Source organism: Halobacteriovorax sp. XZX-3 (assembly GCF_043196495.1).
In the GTDB taxonomy this organism is placed as follows: Bacteria; Bdellovibrionota; Bacteriovoracia; order Bacteriovoracales; family Bacteriovoracaceae; genus Halobacteriovorax_A.
The window spans coordinates 32,978-51,242 of record NZ_JBEBMO010000002.1; the positions used below are offsets into that span (position 1 = coordinate 32,978).

Sequence of the window (18,265 nt, forward strand, 5' to 3'; positions counted from 1 at the left end):
CATAAAGTGTCATTTAAAAAGGGTAATGTTGCGTGTTAAATCTTTATTTATATAAAAATCATTTTGATGAGTTATTTGAAGAAAATGAAAATATAAAAAACTGGCAGATAGTCTGTCCGTCTCCCCAGCGTTCAGATTTATATCGTGATTATATTATTCGCAAAGGCCATGCTAGAAATACTGAGACAATTACAGTTGCAAAGTTCTTATCTGATCACCTGAATTTAGATGATGAGCAAAAAAAGCTATCTAAGTCTGAACTTATGGTAGACCTTTGGACTTTTTGGAAGTCTTCGGTAAATGATGATTATGAAAAGTTTCATTTTTGTTTTGAGCTCTTTACTGAAGTACGTTCATTTGATCTAAGTGGTTCATTAATTGAAGAATTAAGTCAGCTGGCCACTCTTGAAAAAGACTGTATCGCTGGACTGATGAGATTTCACACTTATTTAGAAACATATAATATTGTTGATGAACAAAAGTCTTACCAATTAGTTAGTGAAAGTTTTAGACCACAAGAAGACGTTGGTTATATTTTTATTGGCTTTGATCACTTAAATGCAAATCAAATTGATATGCTCAAAGGGATGGGAGAGAAGGCCAGTGTTTATATTCCTTTTGAAAAATCTATTTTCAACCAATGTGATAATAAAATCTTTTGGCCTAACTGGGTAGAGTTAGAGCAGATAAAAGAAGCACATGAGATCGAAAGCATATCTTGTGATTATATTTCTATTCCTTCTGGAAGAAGTGCTGAGTATTTAAGTGATCTAATTTCTGGTGAAAAACAAATTTTAAGTTTTTCGAATGGACTTGACCTGACTCAAGTAAACTCGATTCTACTCGCACAAAAAAGGTTTAAGACAGACTTTGCACTATTCTTTACAAGTGTTGATCAGTTAATTTCTAAAGTACAAGAACAGTTAAACTTGAATAAAGGTCATTTAAGTGCAGATGATTTAATTTTATTCTTAGATAAGCTTGCTCTTACTAATATGAACGAGAAGAGCTTTATGCTTTTAAAAACTATTTTAGCATTTAAGAAAGAAGTTATAAGCTTTAGTGAGAAAGCTACGGTAAACGAAAATATTTATAATTCTGATTTAAAACTATTGAAAGAAGTCCTAGGTCTTAACCTCCCAAGAACATCAGTCGTTAACATTTCGATGAAAGATACTGGTGTGATTGGAACAAGAGATAACTTATTCACTAGTGAACGTGCAGATAATCAATATCTATATATTTCGAAGGACGATTTGGGAGCACTAAGCTCTTCTCAAAGGTTCTCAAATGATGTTCTCGTTATTTTTAGTGCATTTGGTCCATTACAAAGTAAAAACTTAGATATTATTATTTTAAGAAACCAACTTCGACGCTTTATTCTGGGAGGCGGAAACCTAATTTTAGAAGAAGGGCTAACGCATGGGAGCTCAATTGCTGAAAATCTTTTTGAAGGTGTTGAATTAAATCCAACCCATGCCCAAGCAAGTGAACGTAAAAGCTTTGGAACTATTTATAGTCAAAAAGCAGCTATACCTGAAAAATTATCACCATCATTTATTCAAACATATATTGATTGTCCGAAGAAGTGGCATTTAAAATACGCTCAAGGTGTCGACCTCGATGTTTCTTCTTCTGCCTTTATTGATCGACGTTATATTGGGACAATTAATCACAGTGTGATTGAATCTTACCTTGAGCTTCATAATCAGTATGATCGCGGAATTCTAAAAGAGCTTATTGCAAATACCTTTAAGCGATTTATCGATGAGAAGTCTCTACTACCTGAAAAGATCGATATTGAAAGCCTGAAACTTTCAGTAGAATCCTACTGTAGTGGCATTATTTATAAACTTCTTGAAATTAAGAATGAATCAAGTGTTGAATTCTTTTTCGAAAGAGATATTTCAAAAGTTAATGAAAAATATAAAGGGTCTATCGACTTAATTATCAAAGATGGTGATGATTATTATATTTACGATTTTAAAACATCTGGCGGGGCCGTTCCTACTAAAACTGATATAAATGATTTTCGAAAAATTCAACTTCTTGCTTATTATGAAGCATGGGGTGTCGAGCATAATCTAAAAGGTGGTGGCTACCTTTGCCTTGAAAACTTGAAAGATTCAATCTTTGTTGGTGAAGAAAAGTTTTTTAATGAATTTCACTCTAGAACAAATAAAATAGAAAGTTATAAAAAAGAAGAGTTTAATGAGTTTATGAATGAAACGATGGTTTCAATGAGAAGTGCACAGTCGTGGCCGGCAGCACCACTAAACTCAGGAATATGTACCTTCTGTGTTGCAAATCCAATTTGTGCAAAGGGTGGGGATAAGTAATGGCCATTCAACTTAATTCAGAACAAGAAAAAGCAGTAATGCATAATGGTGGAGTCCTACTAAATGCTGGAGCTGGTTCAGGTAAGACTAGAGTTATCATTGAGCACTTAGCTTACTTAATCGAAAAAAAGTACGATGCTCTTTTTGAGTCTGCACATCCTGATATTCTAGGGCAATTAAAGTCATATCTTTCTAAAATTGTAGTAATGACATTTACGAAGGAAGCTGCTGGAGAGTTACAATCTCGTATGTTTGATCGCTTTTCAAAAGTCGAAGATGTTACAAAGAAGAAAATTATTGATGAGGCCCTTGAATCACTTGGTATTTCTACGATTCACAGTTTTTGCCTTAAGTTGATTAAACGAGGTTATATTTTTGGTGCTCCAGCGAACCTCGATATTGTTGATCGTTTCAAAATTAATGTGAAAATTGAAGAGTTAACAAAGCAATGGTTCTCTCGAAATCTGAATAATCAGAAAATAGAAATATTTTTAAAGAATATTGACGCTCTAATTAGCTCGATGCAATTCGTGTTTGCAAGTCCTGAGCTTAGGTTTGAGTGGTCAAGTATTGATGTTAATGACGTCTCTTTTGATGAAGGCGAATACTTCGATAATATATTGAGCTTACTTGGCTGTAATGAAGTCTTTAATAATCATTACTCTAGTAATACTTACTCCGATGAACATAGTAAAAAAGCATGGTGGAAGCACTTAAGCGCATCAGAGTCTTTTTTCTTATCAAAGAATTATAGTTGGAATAATATAAAACGTTTTTGTGAGATTTATAAATCAAATAAACCGCGAAAGGCCAAAGGAATCCCTTTGGAAGTTGGAGAGCTAATTGATCAATGTAACTCTCTACTAAAGTTTTATGATAAAGAATCTGAAAACTATGATGCCTTTTTTGAGAATGAAGGGATATATCTAGAATGGTTAACTTTATACAAAGAACTGTTTAATTATATAGAAGAGTATTACTACAATTATCCAGGAATCGACTTCTCTGATATTGAATACCTAACTCTAAAGTCGTTAGAAGAAAGTGAAGAATCACGTAGGCTTTGTCAGGAGAATTTCGATTATATTATTGTCGATGAATATCAAGATACTTCTCCTGGGCAGTATCAAATTATTAAGCATGTTATCGGTGAGAATTTCAATCGATTAATGTGCGTAGGTGATCGCAAGCAAGCAATCTATGGATTTAGAGGTGGTGAAATTGCGGTATTTAATCAAACTGAAAAGGTAATTCCTCAAAACCTTTACATGTCCAATAATTATCGCTCAGAGGAAGCTGTTGTAAATTTTAACAACCAATTCTTTGAAACAATATTTGGATTAGGCGAAAAATATCAAGGGCACGATCAGTATAGTGTAAAAGTTGATTACCAAAACTTTCCAGATGTTAAAGAATCCGGTCTTGGTATCGTTAAAGGTCATAAAGTTAATCTCGAAATCGAGTTAGAGAAAAAATCTTCAACAACTTATGACAATATCGAAGCAGGTGCTATTTGTGATCTAATTAAAAAGAAGCAAGATACAAATCCCGATGAAGAGATTTGTATTCTTTATCGAACACTTGCACCTTCAAAGCAATTAATTTCAAACTTGATGGCAAGTTCTATTCCATTTGTTGCCCAAGTAAAGATTCCTTACGGGGAAGATCCTCTCGTTATTATATTTAAGGCCTTTGTTAACTTCTTAATTGAAGGAGTTAAGGAAGGGGCCGACGAAAAGAGACTTCATGCAATTGCTCGATACTACAACTTTATAATTGAAGGAGTATGTAGCCATTACTATGACTCATATCAAAGTGTTGATGTAACAAGTCTTATGAAAATGAAAGATACTTATATTAATAGTAATATTGAGTATGCCTTCTGGTCGTTTGTATTTGATTTAGGCTTATCAAGTTCTGCCTATAAGAATAATTCTGAAAAAATAAATGGAATTATTGGTGGTGCTAAAGGTGATATTGATCAAATTTATAAAATCCTAAAATCTTTAGAGAAGGACTCGTATAGTGCTAGCTTCTCTTATCTTTCACAACCAAAAGTTAGAATTATGACGACTCACGCTTCAAAGGGGCTTGAATTTGATACGATAATTCTTGGTGGTATTCATACTAACGGCCGTACAGTTGTGGATAAGTCTAAGTTTGGTGCGCTTCCAGGAGCTTTATCTTGGAGTGCAGATATAAATAGTAAAAAATTAAACTCATCTCCAAATCTAATTCTAGAGAAGCTAATAAAAAAACAAAAAGAATTCTCTGAGTCAAAGAGACTTTTCTATGTGGCCTGTACAAGGGCCGTGGAAAACATCGAATACTTTGATATAAGTATCAATGGCGAAGATGTAAAACATTCTGACAATAGCTGGATTGTGCCGCTTCGAAATTATCAAATGAAGTCAGTAGAGATTGAAAGTTTTGATCTTAAATACGAATTGGAAGAAGCAATACGTCCACCTATATATTTTCTCGATCCATTAGGAGTTAAGAATATTGATAACTCTGTAGACATTGGTCTCATCTCTGAACTTTCAGTTACAAAACTATCTGAGTTGGCTTTATGTTCAAGAAAATTCTATTTAAACCAAGTCTTAAAACTTGAGGATGATTTAAAAGAATTCTCAAAAGAAAAAGAAATCGCACTGCCTCACGTTCAAGGTGTTTCTGATGTTGATCGTGGTAACCGTCTTCACTTCTTAGTTGAAAATCTTATTAAAGGTAGAGATTTAAAATTTAATAATACAGAAGAGGTCGAAATTGTCGGATGGGTAGGGGATACAATTAAAAAGTCTTCACATGACAAAATTTTAAGTGAGCATCAAATAAAATTTTCTTTTTTTGGTCAAATGATTACAGGGATTATCGATGGATTGCTTTATCAAAATGGTCAGGTAGTAGAAATTTGGGACTTCAAGTCAGGACTCATTGATGATGATAAGCTGCGCTCATATTTCTTTCAATTAAAAACCTATGCTTATGGTCTACTATTAGTTGGCGAACAAGTTACTGAAAAAATTAAGTTAAAGGTTCTAGCTCTTGATCAAAAACGTGTCATTGAAGAAGAAATTTCAATGGCCGAGCTTGAAGCAAACCTATTTGAAACGTGGAGAACTCTTACTGATTTAGTCGGGAAAAGAATAACTCACTGTTCATCATGTACGTATGGAAATTTATGCCACCAATAAGCGACTTAAATTGTAGTTAACATCTTATGTTAAAATAATCTCTGTAAATCCAACTATTTGAAAGGCAGGACGCTAAAATGATTAGGATGATCTTTGTATTATTTTTAACTTTTATGACGATTAAGACTTTCGCCGCAGAAAGTGATCTCTACAATTTTTCATGGCTTGATAAAGATAAAGAAATTTATGTACTTCAAAACCGTAAGTTTAAAAAACAACAACGCTTCTATGTAAGTGGTGGCTTTGGTAAAACACTATCTGGTGCGTTTGTTGATTCAACTTCTATGCAGTTAAGAGGTGGTTACTTTTTTACTGAAGAACTTGGTGCTGAATTTATCTATGCTTCTAATTCAGGTGAAGAGAATGATACAGCAGCTTCTGTTAGAAACAGTAATGGTGGTGGAAGTGGTTCAATTCCATTTAGAAGAATTGTAAACGACTATATTGGTGTTATGGCAACATGGGCGCCTTTTTATTCAAAAATTAATACATTCAATTCAATTCTCTATGTTGACTGGATCTTTGGTCTAGGTTTAGCAAAACTTAATGAAACAAATAATGGCCCTGAAGTTAGAGCAGGTTCTCCAAACCCTGGTTTAACAATAGATGAGTCACACACTGGTCTTATGTGGGATGTTTCAACTAAATTTTATATTAATCAATCTTGGAGTATTAGAGCAGATATTAACGGAATTCTTTATCAAGCTGCACCAGCAAGAGAGTCTGGTTCTGAGAGTGATCAATTATATTCAAATATTGATCTAACTTTCTCTGTTCAGTTTGACTTATAAAGGAAGCTATTGTGTTTAAGAAAGCGCTTATAACATTTCTAATATTGAGTCAGGCATACGCACTTGAGTCAATTTGGACTGATTTAACAAAATCAAAAAATCGTATATCTCGCTATCCGAATATTATTAAAGAGCTTATAGATAAAGAGATGTACCATACGGCCGTTCCTTATGTGAAAGAGTATTTAGTTACGTATAAGGGAAGGACGAATAAGAATTTTGAATATCTATTTGAACAAGTTGTTTCAAAGGTAGGAGATAGACAATTTATTCTGTTGCCTGAGAATTATCTTCAAAATATTGATTCTCCAACTCTTAAATATTTACTCGCTAAAAAGCAGTTAAAGAGAAGAAAGTATAAAGAAGCTCTTCAAACCTTAAATGGAACTATTCCGGCATCACATCCTGTAAAGCCATTTGCACTTCACTTAGAAGGTGTTGCATTTACTATGCTTAGAAGTTTTAAGGCCGCAGTTGGATCATTTGAGAACTGTGTTGATCAGTCGACAAGTAGTAGTGACGAAGTACGTGCAAGACAATTACAAATTAATCAGGACTACTGTCTTGCTGGTATTGCAAGAGTGAAGTATGAACAAAAGAAATTAGATGAGTCTGAACTTGCTTTTATTGATGTAGATAAAAGATCTTATATTTGGCCTGAGCTACTAATCGAAGAGGCTTGGAATAGTTATTACAAAGGTGACTATAATAGAACACTTGGGAAACTTGTGACATATAAGGCACCGGTTCTAAATTATATAGTTAATCCAGAAGTTAATGTTCTAAAAGCACTTAGTTATTTTAAGCTATGCTTATATGATGATATGTCTAATATTATTGATGATCACTATAAAGAATTCGATAAATCAAAACAAGTAATCGATCAAATGCTTGCTAAGAAGCATTCTTTAGAATGGTATTTTAAATTCATTAATAGCTATGTTGATGGAAAAAAATACTATGATCCACTAACAAATAAGCTACTTGAGAATGTAAGAAAAGACCCAGCTTTTTTACAACTGTATCAAAGTTATAAAGATGGCCTTCGTGAAATTAAGACAATAAAAACAGTTAGAAATAGAAGATTAAGAAAGATTTTAGCTATTAATTTAAAAGACTCTTTATTTCTTCAACAAAAACTAATTGGATCTTATGTTAAGAAGGTTTTTAAGCTTAATTCTGCACAATTAGAAAAGTCATTTATTGGTTTAAGTTATTTAAGACTTGAAGCACTGAATGCAAGAAAAGCACGTTTATATAGTGGTATTACAGATACCGGAGCAAGAGGTGATATTAAGTACCTGAAAAGAAACTCGAAGCAATACTTTTGGTCATTCAATGGTGAGTTTTGGGCCGATGAGTTAGGTGACTATGTATTCGCTCTTCGATCGGAGTGTCAAAAATGATTAAGGTTTTATTATTTGCAACTCTTATAAGTTTTAACTCTTTTGGTATTAAGCTTAATACTAAAAGAGATCGTATTGTTTCAGTAATCGATATGGAGCTTAAAGAGCTTGTGCGTATGAAACGATACACAAAGAACGATACAATGCTTGATTTGCGTATGGCCGAGCTTAATTTAGAGAAAGGGCGAATCATTCGTGAACAAGAAAATGAAAATTTCTTTAACTTAGATATAAAAGACAAGAAGCGTATTGATCGAAAGAAGTTTTTTGCTGAATCTAGCGCATACTATGATAGAGCTCAAAAAATTGGATTGTCGATACTTAATAAGAAACCAAACGCTAAGGCACGCTCTCATATCTATTATATCCTTGCTTATAATGAATTAGAAAATGTTCAAATGGATAGAGCAAAGTCTCTTTTCGTAAAATCTGTAAAATCAGCGCCAAAAAATGATTTAATCGGAGTTAAGTCTCGTCTTGCACTAGGTGATATCTATTATCGAGAAGGTGACTTCAGTAAATCTAAGAGGTATTACGATACTGTAATTTTTAAGATTAAAGATGATAAGTGGTACACTAAGTATCTTTACAATCTTGCTTGGTCTAACTTTAGAGTTGGAAATAAGAATACTGCAATTAAGCAAATGAAGGAAGTTCATAGTCTGTCGAAAAGTCCTAAATATATCGACAAAAAGGATATGGCCGGACGTGATGTTGGTTACTTCTATGCTGATAAAGGCGATACTAAGAAGGCCCTACAATTCTACCAAAATGAAAAGGGAACACCTGAAAAGAATTTTTTCGATATGGGAATGTTTCTTCTTGATAAACAGAAATATTCTCAAGCTGCGGGAATGTTCAGATCTGCATTTAATGGAAAGAGCGAAGAGTACAAAGCTAAGGCACTTGTTCAACTATTACAAATCTATGATAAGTACAACAATAATAAGAATTTTCTTGTTTATGCGCGAACAATTACTAAAACAAAGCTTAATCCAGAGCAAAAGAAAGAGGCGCTGTTTTATGTAACAAAACGTGCTGCACATCTTCAAAAAGAATTAGGATTGTCTCATAATAAGAAGCGTCCAAAAATTATGAAGTTTAAAGGACGTATTGCTGCTGAATTATACTTTATTTCACAAGAAGTTGATCCTAGCTTAGGAGAGAGAGCTCTGTTCTATGCTGGTGAGTCTTACTATGCAGCTTCTGAATATGATCAAGCACTCTTTATGTACGATAAGGTTATCTCTTCTGATAAAACTGATAATGTATACTTTAAGAGATCATTAGCAGGTATGATTGTCGTACTAAATGACAAAAGAACTTCAGCTGGAATTAGAAAAAAATATTTTGAGAAAGTATTCTCAACGTATATCAAGCATGAAGATTCAAAGCCTAAGAAGAATAAAGCTGTTGAGAAGCTATTCTCTTACTATGTCGATGAAGAGAAAGATGCTAAAAAAGCACAAAATCTGTTTTTTGTTTATGCTAAAGAGAATCCAAGAGCAATTTCAAAAAATGAGGCAATGATTGGACGTATTGTCGATCTTCATAAATCACAAAAGAATAAGTCTGAGTTAATGAGTTTTGTTGGCGAACTTAAGTCTACTGGAATACCGCTAAGAAGAGGGTTTATCACTCATTTGAATAAAATTATTCTTGTCGCTCAATTTTCGGATATTCAAAAGGCAAATCAAAAAGGTGATAAGGTTACGGCCTTGAAGGGTTACCTGTTCATCTATAAAGATAAAGAAAGTACGCCTGAAGCTAAAAGGAATGCAGCATACAATATTGCTGTTCTTTTCTATGAGTCAGGTAATATTGATTTAATGACTAAGTGGCTTGATCGTGCAATTGAAGAAATGCTAATTTCTGAAATTACGAAATTTTATGAATCGTTCAATAGTATTATTAGTGAGTTGTTCCTAAGACAAAGAGTCGATCATGGAATGGCCCTTACTCAAAAGCTACTGTCAAAAACCTGTTCTTTAAATGATAAGAGTAAAGAAGGTTTATTAAAGAACTATATAGTAATGGGGCTTGCAACCAATAAAGATAGTGCTGCAGTGAGCTTTGTGGATTCACAATCTAAGTGTCGTTTTAAAAATACAACACTATTATCTTCTTACGAACAAATATTTGATTACTATATCGACACTAAACTGCTGGATAAGGCGGATGCCATTTATCGTCAACGTCTAAGTGCCTACACGACAAACCTATACAAAAAGTCTGAGTACGTAGGGAAGCTGTCAAAGTTATCAAGAACGCAAAAGAACACTTCACGTTATGCAGGTGAGTTATCTTATATTTATAATAAAGTTAAGAAGAAGAAAGATCTAGCAATCGAAACTATTGATGAAGTTGCTCTTATGGAAGTTGATAAGCTTGAGAATGACGTGAATAACTTCAATTCAATTGGACTAAGCTTTCCTGAAAATACATTTAATAATACGATGAAGCTCAAGTTTAATCGTCTAGATCGTATTCAGGGAAAAGTTGCTCGTATCGTAGCGATGGGCTCAGGAGAGGCAATGGTTAAGAGTTATTCACTTTTAGTTAATTCGTTTGATCGCTTCTCTACAGATGTCGGTTCATTCTCTCCTGAGGGCAAGTCTCCAGAATATATAAAGTCGTTTAAGGCGAGTATGGCCAATGTTTCGGCCAATCTTGCAACTAAATCAAGACAGCTTAAAAGAGAGCTAGATAATTTAATCAATAAGAATGACGTCTTAACAGTTAACTTTGGAACACTATCTAGACAAGGCTTAGGGCTACCTTCGATGTCTGGAGCCGTTCTAATGGATAAGAGGGGGAATCGTTAATGAAGTACTTAGCTATTCTTTCAATGCTATTTATGGTGTCTTGTGCATCTTCTAAAAAAGGTTCAACTCAACAGTTAGAAGATGGTGAGCAAATTGAAAATCTTACGAATGCAGACTTTAAACCAAAGAGTCAGATTCGTTATAATGCAGAAGCTGATTATCATCTCATTAATGATCTGGTTGATGACGTTCTAGAAGATGAGTCACTTGATAAGGTTGATTTAAATAAACTTGAAGAAATCGATTCAAAGAAGACTGGGCTTGTTGGCCTGTGCTACATGGGGAATACGAAGGAAGGTCTATCTCAGCTGGATGCAATGTACGAAAAGTATAAAGCCAATCCTTCATATTGGAATCAGCAGGGGATTTGCTCATACAAGTCTGGAAATAAGAGGCTTGCAAAAGTTTACTTTAACAAGGCCGTAGCACTTGATGATAAATATATACCAGCGATCAATAATATCGGCGTTGTCTATATTGATGAAGATAAAGATGCAAAGGCAATTGCGGCTTTTAAGCAAGTACTTATTCTGAAGAAGAATAATAAAACAGCAATGTTTAATCTTGCAAATATCTATATCAGATATGGCCTATACTCAAAATCAACTTCACTGTTGAAGCGACTTTATTCTGTTAATAAGAATGATCGTGATGTTATTAACTCATTAGTTTATTCATATCTTTTTGATGCTAAGCCAAAATATGCTTATACAATTCTTAAAGAAATGAATTCTGATTATATTGATATCCCAAGTCTAAAGATCGCTCTTTACTATTCTTTAAAACAACTAAAGAGTGATCACGCTGTGACAATACAAAGTGACTTAGACACTACCGATATGAATGCTAAAGACAAGGCCTTCTATCAGCAAGTTAGGAAGATGTAATGATGAAAGTTTTATTATCAACGATGTTACTTTTATTTACGACACAAACATTTGCACAAAAGTCTGTAAAAGAAAAAGTAGTTTATAAGTATAAGAAGTTTGAACAGTTTAATCTTGAAGAGATTAGCGTTGATGGTGAGCTTGGGGCACCAGGAGAGATTACGGTCTCAAATCGTTATCTGCGTCAGTTCAAAAATAAATTACCTTCAAAACCAAACTTTCATTTAGAAATGATGAAAGGTTTGGATCGTATACGCTAGGAGTAGAAGTGGATCAAGGAAGATCATTTTATTTAAAGGGTAAAAAAGATATTCGTCTACCTCAAAAGAATCGTATCATCTTAGGAGCAAGTGACTCTTGTGATGTTCGTATGAGAGGTGCCGGTATTGATGATATCCATTGTCTTATCGAATTTTCTGACAAAGTCTCGATCTATAGTATGTCTTCTTCTAAACCGGTATTAGTTAATGGCCAGGAAGTTGTTACGATGGAACTAAAGGGTGGTGAATCAATTACAATTGGTAATTACTCATTTACTTTTGATTCGTCATCAAAACTTCCTCCTCAACAACTAATTCACCCACAGGAAGTTGTTAAGAACTTACCAAAGCAACCTAAGTTTAATGATGAGCGCATACGTAAGGATGAAGAGTATCAGGTAAATTACCCTTTAAGTATTGATGATAACGTAAAGTTTTCAGAATATATCTTTGAAGAGCCAGATGAAATTTATCCAATCTTTAAATATAGTATTGATAAGGAAGCGGCCGAAGTTATTATCTTATTTAATGGGAAGATTGTTTCTCTTGATTATATTCCACATAAAGATGGAAAGTTTTATTTAGTTGGTGCTAACGCTCGTGGAAATGATATAGAGTTTCCATATCTAGGTAAGAAAGACAAGGTCGAACTTTTAGATATTAGAAAGAATGATGTCGCAGTTGGGAAGATTCCTGGTTTTGAACATCGTACTTTTCTAAATAATAAAAACGCGAAGAGCTCATTACGTCGTGATGATATTCACATTTTCGAAAAAGATAACTTAAAGGTTTTTATTAGGGGTACTGAAGCTCCTCCAATTGTAAAAACGGCACCTATATTTAGGCGTGATAAAGAACTAAGAAAATATCTCATCTTCTGTTTATTATTCTTTATTGTTTTTGCAGCAGGAATGATGAACTTTAAAGTCGATAAAGAAATTGAAAAAGAGAAAGTTCCAGAACGTATTGCCAAGATTCTTTACCGTCCAAAACAGCTTCGTGTAACAAAGAAGAAGAATGTTGTTAAGAATGAAGTAAAAAAAGAAGTTGAAAAGAAGGCGCCAATTAAGGAAGCGGTTTCAAACGTTGAAAAACCTCAAAAAGTAACGAAGAGTAAAGGTGATCCTAAGCAAAAGTCGACATCAACTCCAAAGAAAGGAACTCCTCGTAAAGGAAAACCAAATAATAAGGCAGTTGTAAGAGAGACTAAGAAGAAAGCTTCTAAACCAGCTCGTACAACGAATAAGCAAACAACTGTTAAAAAACTTGCTACAAATAGAAAGAGTCGTGGAAAAGTAGATGTATACAAGTCGACATCATTTACTTCTTCAATGAACTCCCTAATGGCCAAAGGTGGTGCGCTAAATTCATTTAAGGCCGGTACTGGTTCAAGTGAAAGTTTTGCAGATGATAATTCTGCACTATCAACTGGAGACTCTGCTCAAATTCAAAAAGCTGATGTAAAGGCCGAAGTTGGATCTTTAAGTAGTAAGACGAGTGGTAAACTTTCATCTTCATTTGGTACAGATGGACTTGTTCAAAAGAAACAAGTTTATATAGCAGGTGTTCCTTACCGTGAAGTTATTTTAGGATCAATGGATCGTAATGACATTATGAGAATTCTGATGGAGAACGTTCCTCAGTTTAGATACTGTTACCAAAAAGAGCTTGATGTTCAACAAAAAGGTATCTCAGGTGTACTTGGTATGGAGTTTGTCATCGGTGCATCAGGTAACGTAACAAAAGCAAGTGTCGCTAAAGCGGATAAAGGCGTTCCTATAAGTGTTAAGAATTGTGTTGTTAATCATTTGAAAACAATACAATTCCCACGCCCAAAAGGTGGGGCCGAAGTTGGTGTTCACGTACCACTTAATTTAAATTCAAGCGCTTACTAAATTCATCACAAATCACTAACGCCCCTTGTTGTAAAATAAGGGGCATAATTTCAATAATTTAATGAATCCATTGTCATTATCACCAGTAAATGTTCAATCATTGTGTTGTGAATGCTACTATCTGATGGGAAAACATACCGAAAAAACACGAGGTTTCTAATGAAGATTGTTAAACTTTTATTAATGTTATTAACACTTTCTGTATTTGCTAATGATAAAGGCCTAGAGATTGCCAAAAAAATGGATCAGGCAAACAAAGGCTATATTGGTGATACATCAACGATGGAGCTTGTTTTAGTTGATTCAAGTGGTGTTGAAATTGTCCGCGAAATGCTTGGTGCTTCTGGCGAATTCAATGGTGTTGATAAGAGCTTAATGGAATTTAAAAAACCATTAGACGTTAAAGGAACGAAACTACTTACTTGGACTTGGAAAGATGAAAGAGATGATGACCAATGGTTATACCTTCCATCTTTAAAAAGAGTTAAGAAGATTAACTCTCGATCTAAAGGTAGCTCTTTCATGGGTTCTGAATTCTCATTTGAAGATATCGGTGGTCAAACAATTGAAAAGTACAATTACAAGTATCTTAAAGACGAAAAAGTTGGTGGTCAAAAGGTATGGGTTGTTGAAAGAGTGGCAAAGGCCAAAAGTTCTTATTCAAAAGTCGTACTTTACGTCTCTCAAAAGTACCTAGCTCCTGTTAAGTCGGAATACTATAACAAAAGAAATGAACATATTAAGACTTCTTCTATGGAAGATTTTAAATCTTACACTGTTGGTAAGAGAAAGATGTGGCGTGCAAATAAAATTGTTATGTTAAATCTGAACAACAAAAAACAGTCGATATTCAAATGGAAGAATAGAGTTATTGGTAAGGCGGTTAATGAAGGTGATCTTACTAAGAGGAAGTTAAAGTAAATTGAAAACGCTAATATACGGATTAATTACAGGTGCACTAACTCTATCAAGCTTACACACATTAGCTGATGGAAGAGGTGAAGTTTCGTTAAACTTTAGAGGCTATGTCGAAGATGCTACAACTCTTTTAGGAGAAGACCAGCCTAATGAATTGGCTTTCGTTAAAGTTGCCCTTGAAGACAGGGGTGATTGGAGTGGCTGGGAATATAATCTATCTCTAATTGGCCGTGCAGACGAAAAGTATCAAGATAATAGCTACGTTGATTTTAATGAGTTTAATATTGGACGTAGTTTTGGAAACTGGCAGGCTTCTGTTGGGCAGCATATGTTTATGTGGTCGCGACTTGAGGCATACCATGTTGTTGATGTCATCAACTCTCGTATTAATGATGGAAATATTGAGCGTTTTGAAAAGTTAGGTGAAACTTCTGTTGTATTAAGTCATTATACTAGTATTGGAACAATGAAGTTTATCTATATGCCTTATTTTAAGGAAGCATTCTATCCAGATTCTAAAATGCGAATCTTTGACGGGCTTAGTCCGCAAAAGCAAAATATTGTAAAAGGTAATACGATTACAAATTCCGATGAAGATAATCAGTTTGATCAATTTGCTGTTTACTATGCTCATCAGTTTGGTGATTTAGATTTAACAGTATTCGCTATTGATCATATTGATCGTACAAGACCTATCTTTGCAGCAGCTTCTGTACCTGATCTTCTTGCTGGTAATATTAACGCTTACTATCTTGATGTCGTTGACTATGGTACTGCTGCTACTTACTTTTGGGGTGAGCAGACTTTTAAGTTTGAGTATCTCTACTCTGATTTTAACGTCGATGATTCGGTTTCTATTCTTGATTATACTGGTGGGCAAAGAGAAATCTTTAATTATCAATTAGCATCTATTGGCCATGAGTATACATATAATTACGATAACAATTGGAGTTCAGGTTTTTATACTGAATATCAACGTGTTCTAGGTGTAGGAAAAGATAAGAGAAGCCAAGCTCAAATTTTCCAGAATGATCTTTTCATTGGTCATCGTCTTGCTCTTAACGACGCATACTCTAATGAATTTATGTTGGGTCTTTATATTGATCTTGAAAGAGCAGGGGAGACACTTTACTACCTAAGCTATGAGCGCCGTCTAAATAATGCATGGAAGATGAAGTTGAACTTTCGTGGTGTAACTATTGGTGATGATGCAAAAGCTGACAATCGTGGACTCTATGTTCTTGATGGGGATGACGAGTTCGGAGTTACGTTAACAAGATTTTTCTAGTTTGAATAAAAAAAGGCTCCGAATGGAGCTTTTTTTATTCTACTCTTGTCCTAAAACAACGAATTTATACTGTTGAAACCCTGCCTCAGCAGCAGTGTGCATAAGCTTCTTAACATAATTATACTTAAGAGATTTATCGATTACTAAATTAACAATACCAGAGAATTTCTTAGCATTTGGAGTTGATTTAGCAATGTTTTCAATCTCTGTTCTTTTCGCAACTAGCTCGTTATATAGAGGGAGAATAAGTCGTCCGCCTTGTGAGTAGAGTTGCCCTTTATATGTCTCTGTATTATGAACTTCTTTGTCATCAACCCAAATGATTTTAGGAGATACCTGAACCACAACACCTTGCTCATTAATTGACTTCGATACCGAGTTCGGAATAGTAATATCTTTTGGGATATTTAAGATCACGCCAGTAGTGTCATAACTTCTAATTAAGAAAACTAGCAGGATAACAAGAATATCAAGAAGGGAAGTGATATCAATATCAAATGGTTCCTTCTTTCTTCTGATTCCTCTATTTCTAATTGAACGATTTCTCATAATAAACCTGATTCTTTATTTCTACGATTGTGTATCGCCAAAAATAATATTGTTAAATAGCTCAAGAACTTTTACATCCTGACCATCTCTCTTTGTCCAAACCTCTGGATCTGTTTTCTTGATATCACGAACAGCATCCATAATCTTAATGAGCTCTTCATAAGAGATATTTGCATTTGGAATAAAGATAACTTCTTTCTCATCCACATATTGCTTCTTAAGATCAATTAACTTTTCTCTTAACTTAAATAGGTCGTATTCACCATCAGCTGTTTTTCCTGCTGAGAATATTCTCCTCTCATTTGGTCCTGAGTGAAGGCTGATATTACTCGCATTGATTTTAAGCGTAAGATCAAGTCTTTCTTTTTGTTGTTTTGGTGGAGTAGAGTTTGAGATAATTGGAACATCAGATCCAATTTCATAAATTCTAACGAAGTTTGCTGACATTAAAAGAAAGAAGATAAAGATGAAGACCGAATCTAAAATTGGAATTAGATTCAGTCTCTCAACTTTCTTATTCTTATATTTTCGACTCGGTTTTCTATACATAACTACTTACTTTCTTCTGTATTTAAAATATCCATTAACTTAACTGAATACTCATCAATCTCATTGATGATCTTCTCTGACTTAGAACTTAAGAATGCATGAATGATCATAATCGTGATGGCCACAAGTAGACCTAGGAAAGTCGTGTTCATCGCTTGTGAAATACCTTTTGCAAGTAGTTCTGCTTTTTGAGTTGGATCAGCAGCAGCAACGGCAGCAAATGAAGCGATTAGACCTTGGATCGTACCTAGTAGACCAAATAGTGTTGAGATATTTGCAATTAGTTGTAGGTAGTTAAGTCTTAGTTCTACTTTTGGAATAATTTCAAGAGCAGTTGCATCGATTGCATTTTGAATTTGCTCTGGCTTAGCAGAAGCTCTTTCGAGACCACTTCTTAAAACCTTAGGTAGAGCAGCACTTGATCCAGAACATACACGTGAAGCACCTTCAACATCATTTGCCATAATATAGCGACGAAGTTCATTCATAAATGAAGCTCCATCAACATCAAATTTAAAGCTTAACTTAAAGAATCTTTCTAATCCAATAGCTAGACCTACTGCCCAGATAAAGAGAATGATCCACATGAAGATCCCACCGTTTTGAAAAAAAGCAGCGATCGTGTTTACCGATGATACAGCTGTGCCTTCCATTTATAGCTCCTTAAAATTATGTACTAACTTAAGAATATTTTAACTCATATTCGCGTCAAGCACTTGATTTTAAAGACTTGGAATAAACTGCCGATTCTTATTCGTAATTCTTTAGTAATTTTGAGGGAAAACTTGTCGCTCAATTCCCTCTATGAACGTATGAATAATTTTAATATGCATTTCTTGAATACGATCAGAAAGATCAGCTTCAATAACGATAGGGAAGTCCACAAGCTCCTTCATCTTTCCACCGCCTTTTCCAAGAAGACCGACTACTTTCATCCCTTTTTCATGAGCTGATTTTACGGCCTCAAGACAATTTGGTGAATTACCTGAAGTTGAGATGGCAAGAAGGACATCTCCTTTGTGTCCATGGGCCTCAACATATTTTGAAAAGATATATTCAAAACCGTAGTCATTGGCCACACATGTGATATGAGAAGAATCTGCGATAGCAATAGCTGGCATTGCTGGGCGGTCTTTACGAAAGCGACCTGTTAGTTCTTCTGCGAAGTGCATAGCATCGCACATTGAACCACCATTTCCACAGCTAATAACACGCCCTCCATTTTTTATGGCCACAACCATTTCATTGATCGCTTTCTCCATAGTGGTGAAGTTTTCTTCGTTCGCGATAAATTTCGTTAGAGTTTCTTGTGCGTGATTAAATGCGTGGGAAATATAATTAGACATAAATTCCTTCTCAAA

The 18,265-nt window shown here is 34.4% G+C and carries 14 protein-coding genes; 10 read left to right on the forward strand and 4 right to left on the reverse strand.

Features of this window, described 5'->3' with window-relative positions:
* Positions 1 to 32 precede the first annotated feature (32 nt).
* From ABMA70_RS10625 to ABMA70_RS10670, 10 genes are all read left to right on the forward strand, one after another.
* On the forward strand, positions 33 to 2,339 hold the full coding sequence (locus ABMA70_RS10625) for a PD-(D/E)XK nuclease family protein (RefSeq protein ID WP_392993605.1): 2,307 nt from the start codon (positions 33 to 35) through the stop codon (positions 2,337 to 2,339).
* Positions 2,339 to 5,536, forward strand: coding sequence for a UvrD-helicase domain-containing protein (locus tag ABMA70_RS10630; protein ID WP_103217607.1), 3,198 nt, complete (start codon positions 2,339 to 2,341; stop codon positions 5,534 to 5,536). The genes ABMA70_RS10625 and ABMA70_RS10630 overlap by 1 nt, the downstream gene beginning before the upstream one ends.
* Before the next feature lie 77 nt (positions 5,537 to 5,613).
* Positions 5,614 to 6,327, forward strand: coding sequence for an outer membrane beta-barrel domain-containing protein (locus ABMA70_RS10635; RefSeq protein ID WP_392993602.1), 714 nt, complete (start codon positions 5,614 to 5,616; stop codon positions 6,325 to 6,327).
* 11 nt (positions 6,328 to 6,338) lie between these two features.
* Positions 6,339 to 7,733 (forward strand): hypothetical protein, encoded by a 1,395-nt coding sequence (locus ABMA70_RS10640; RefSeq protein ID WP_103217609.1) that lies wholly within the window; start codon positions 6,339 to 6,341, stop codon positions 7,731 to 7,733.
* On the forward strand, positions 7,730 to 10,558 hold the full coding sequence (locus ABMA70_RS10645; RefSeq protein ID WP_392993599.1) for a tetratricopeptide repeat protein: 2,829 nt from the start codon (positions 7,730 to 7,732) through the stop codon (positions 10,556 to 10,558). The genes ABMA70_RS10640 and ABMA70_RS10645 overlap by 4 nt, the downstream gene beginning before the upstream one ends.
* Positions 10,558 to 11,445, forward strand: a complete 888-nt coding sequence (locus ABMA70_RS10650; protein WP_392993596.1) for a hypothetical protein — start codon at positions 10,558 to 10,560, stop codon at positions 11,443 to 11,445. The genes ABMA70_RS10645 and ABMA70_RS10650 overlap by 1 nt, the downstream gene beginning before the upstream one ends.
* Positions 11,445 to 11,705 (forward strand): hypothetical protein, encoded by a 261-nt coding sequence (locus ABMA70_RS10655; RefSeq protein ID WP_103217612.1) that lies wholly within the window; start codon positions 11,445 to 11,447, stop codon positions 11,703 to 11,705. The genes ABMA70_RS10650 and ABMA70_RS10655 overlap by 1 nt, the downstream gene beginning before the upstream one ends.
* 8 nt (positions 11,706 to 11,713) lie before the next feature.
* Positions 11,714 to 13,600 (forward strand): AgmX/PglI C-terminal domain-containing protein, encoded by a 1,887-nt coding sequence (locus tag ABMA70_RS10660; RefSeq protein WP_103217613.1) that lies wholly within the window; start codon positions 11,714 to 11,716, stop codon positions 13,598 to 13,600.
* Positions 13,601 to 13,759: 159 nt separating this feature from the next.
* Positions 13,760 to 14,521 carry an outer membrane lipoprotein-sorting protein gene (locus tag ABMA70_RS10665; RefSeq protein WP_158246844.1) on the forward strand — a complete coding sequence of 254 codons (762 nt, stop codon included), beginning with the start codon at positions 13,760 to 13,762 and terminating at the stop codon, positions 14,519 to 14,521.
* A gap of 1 nt (position 14,522) precedes the next feature.
* On the forward strand, positions 14,523 to 15,806 hold the full coding sequence (locus ABMA70_RS10670) for a hypothetical protein (RefSeq protein ID WP_392993591.1): 1,284 nt from the start codon (positions 14,523 to 14,525) through the stop codon (positions 15,804 to 15,806).
* Between the two features lie 39 nt (positions 15,807 to 15,845).
* Here the strand turns inward: ABMA70_RS10670 and ABMA70_RS10675 are convergent, their stop codons facing one another.
* From ABMA70_RS10675 to gmhA, 4 genes are all read right to left on the reverse strand, one after another.
* A complete protein-coding gene (locus ABMA70_RS10675; RefSeq protein ID WP_103217616.1) occupies positions 15,846 to 16,355 on the reverse strand; it encodes a biopolymer transporter ExbD in 510 nt (169 codons plus the stop codon).
* Positions 16,356 to 16,376: 21 nt separating this feature from the next.
* A complete protein-coding gene (locus ABMA70_RS10680) occupies positions 16,377 to 16,904 on the reverse strand; it encodes a biopolymer transporter ExbD (RefSeq protein WP_103217617.1) in 528 nt (175 codons plus the stop codon).
* Between the two features lie 2 nt (positions 16,905 to 16,906).
* Positions 16,907 to 17,557: a MotA/TolQ/ExbB proton channel family protein gene (locus tag ABMA70_RS10685; protein WP_103217618.1), complete on the reverse strand. Its 651-nt coding sequence runs from the start codon at positions 17,555 to 17,557 to the stop codon at positions 16,907 to 16,909.
* A 111-nt stretch (positions 17,558 to 17,668) separates the two neighbouring features.
* Entirely contained in the window at positions 17,669 to 18,250 is a 582-nt protein-coding gene (gmhA, locus tag ABMA70_RS10690) for a D-sedoheptulose 7-phosphate isomerase (RefSeq protein WP_103217619.1), read from the reverse strand.
* Positions 18,251 to 18,265: the final 15 nt, after the last annotated feature.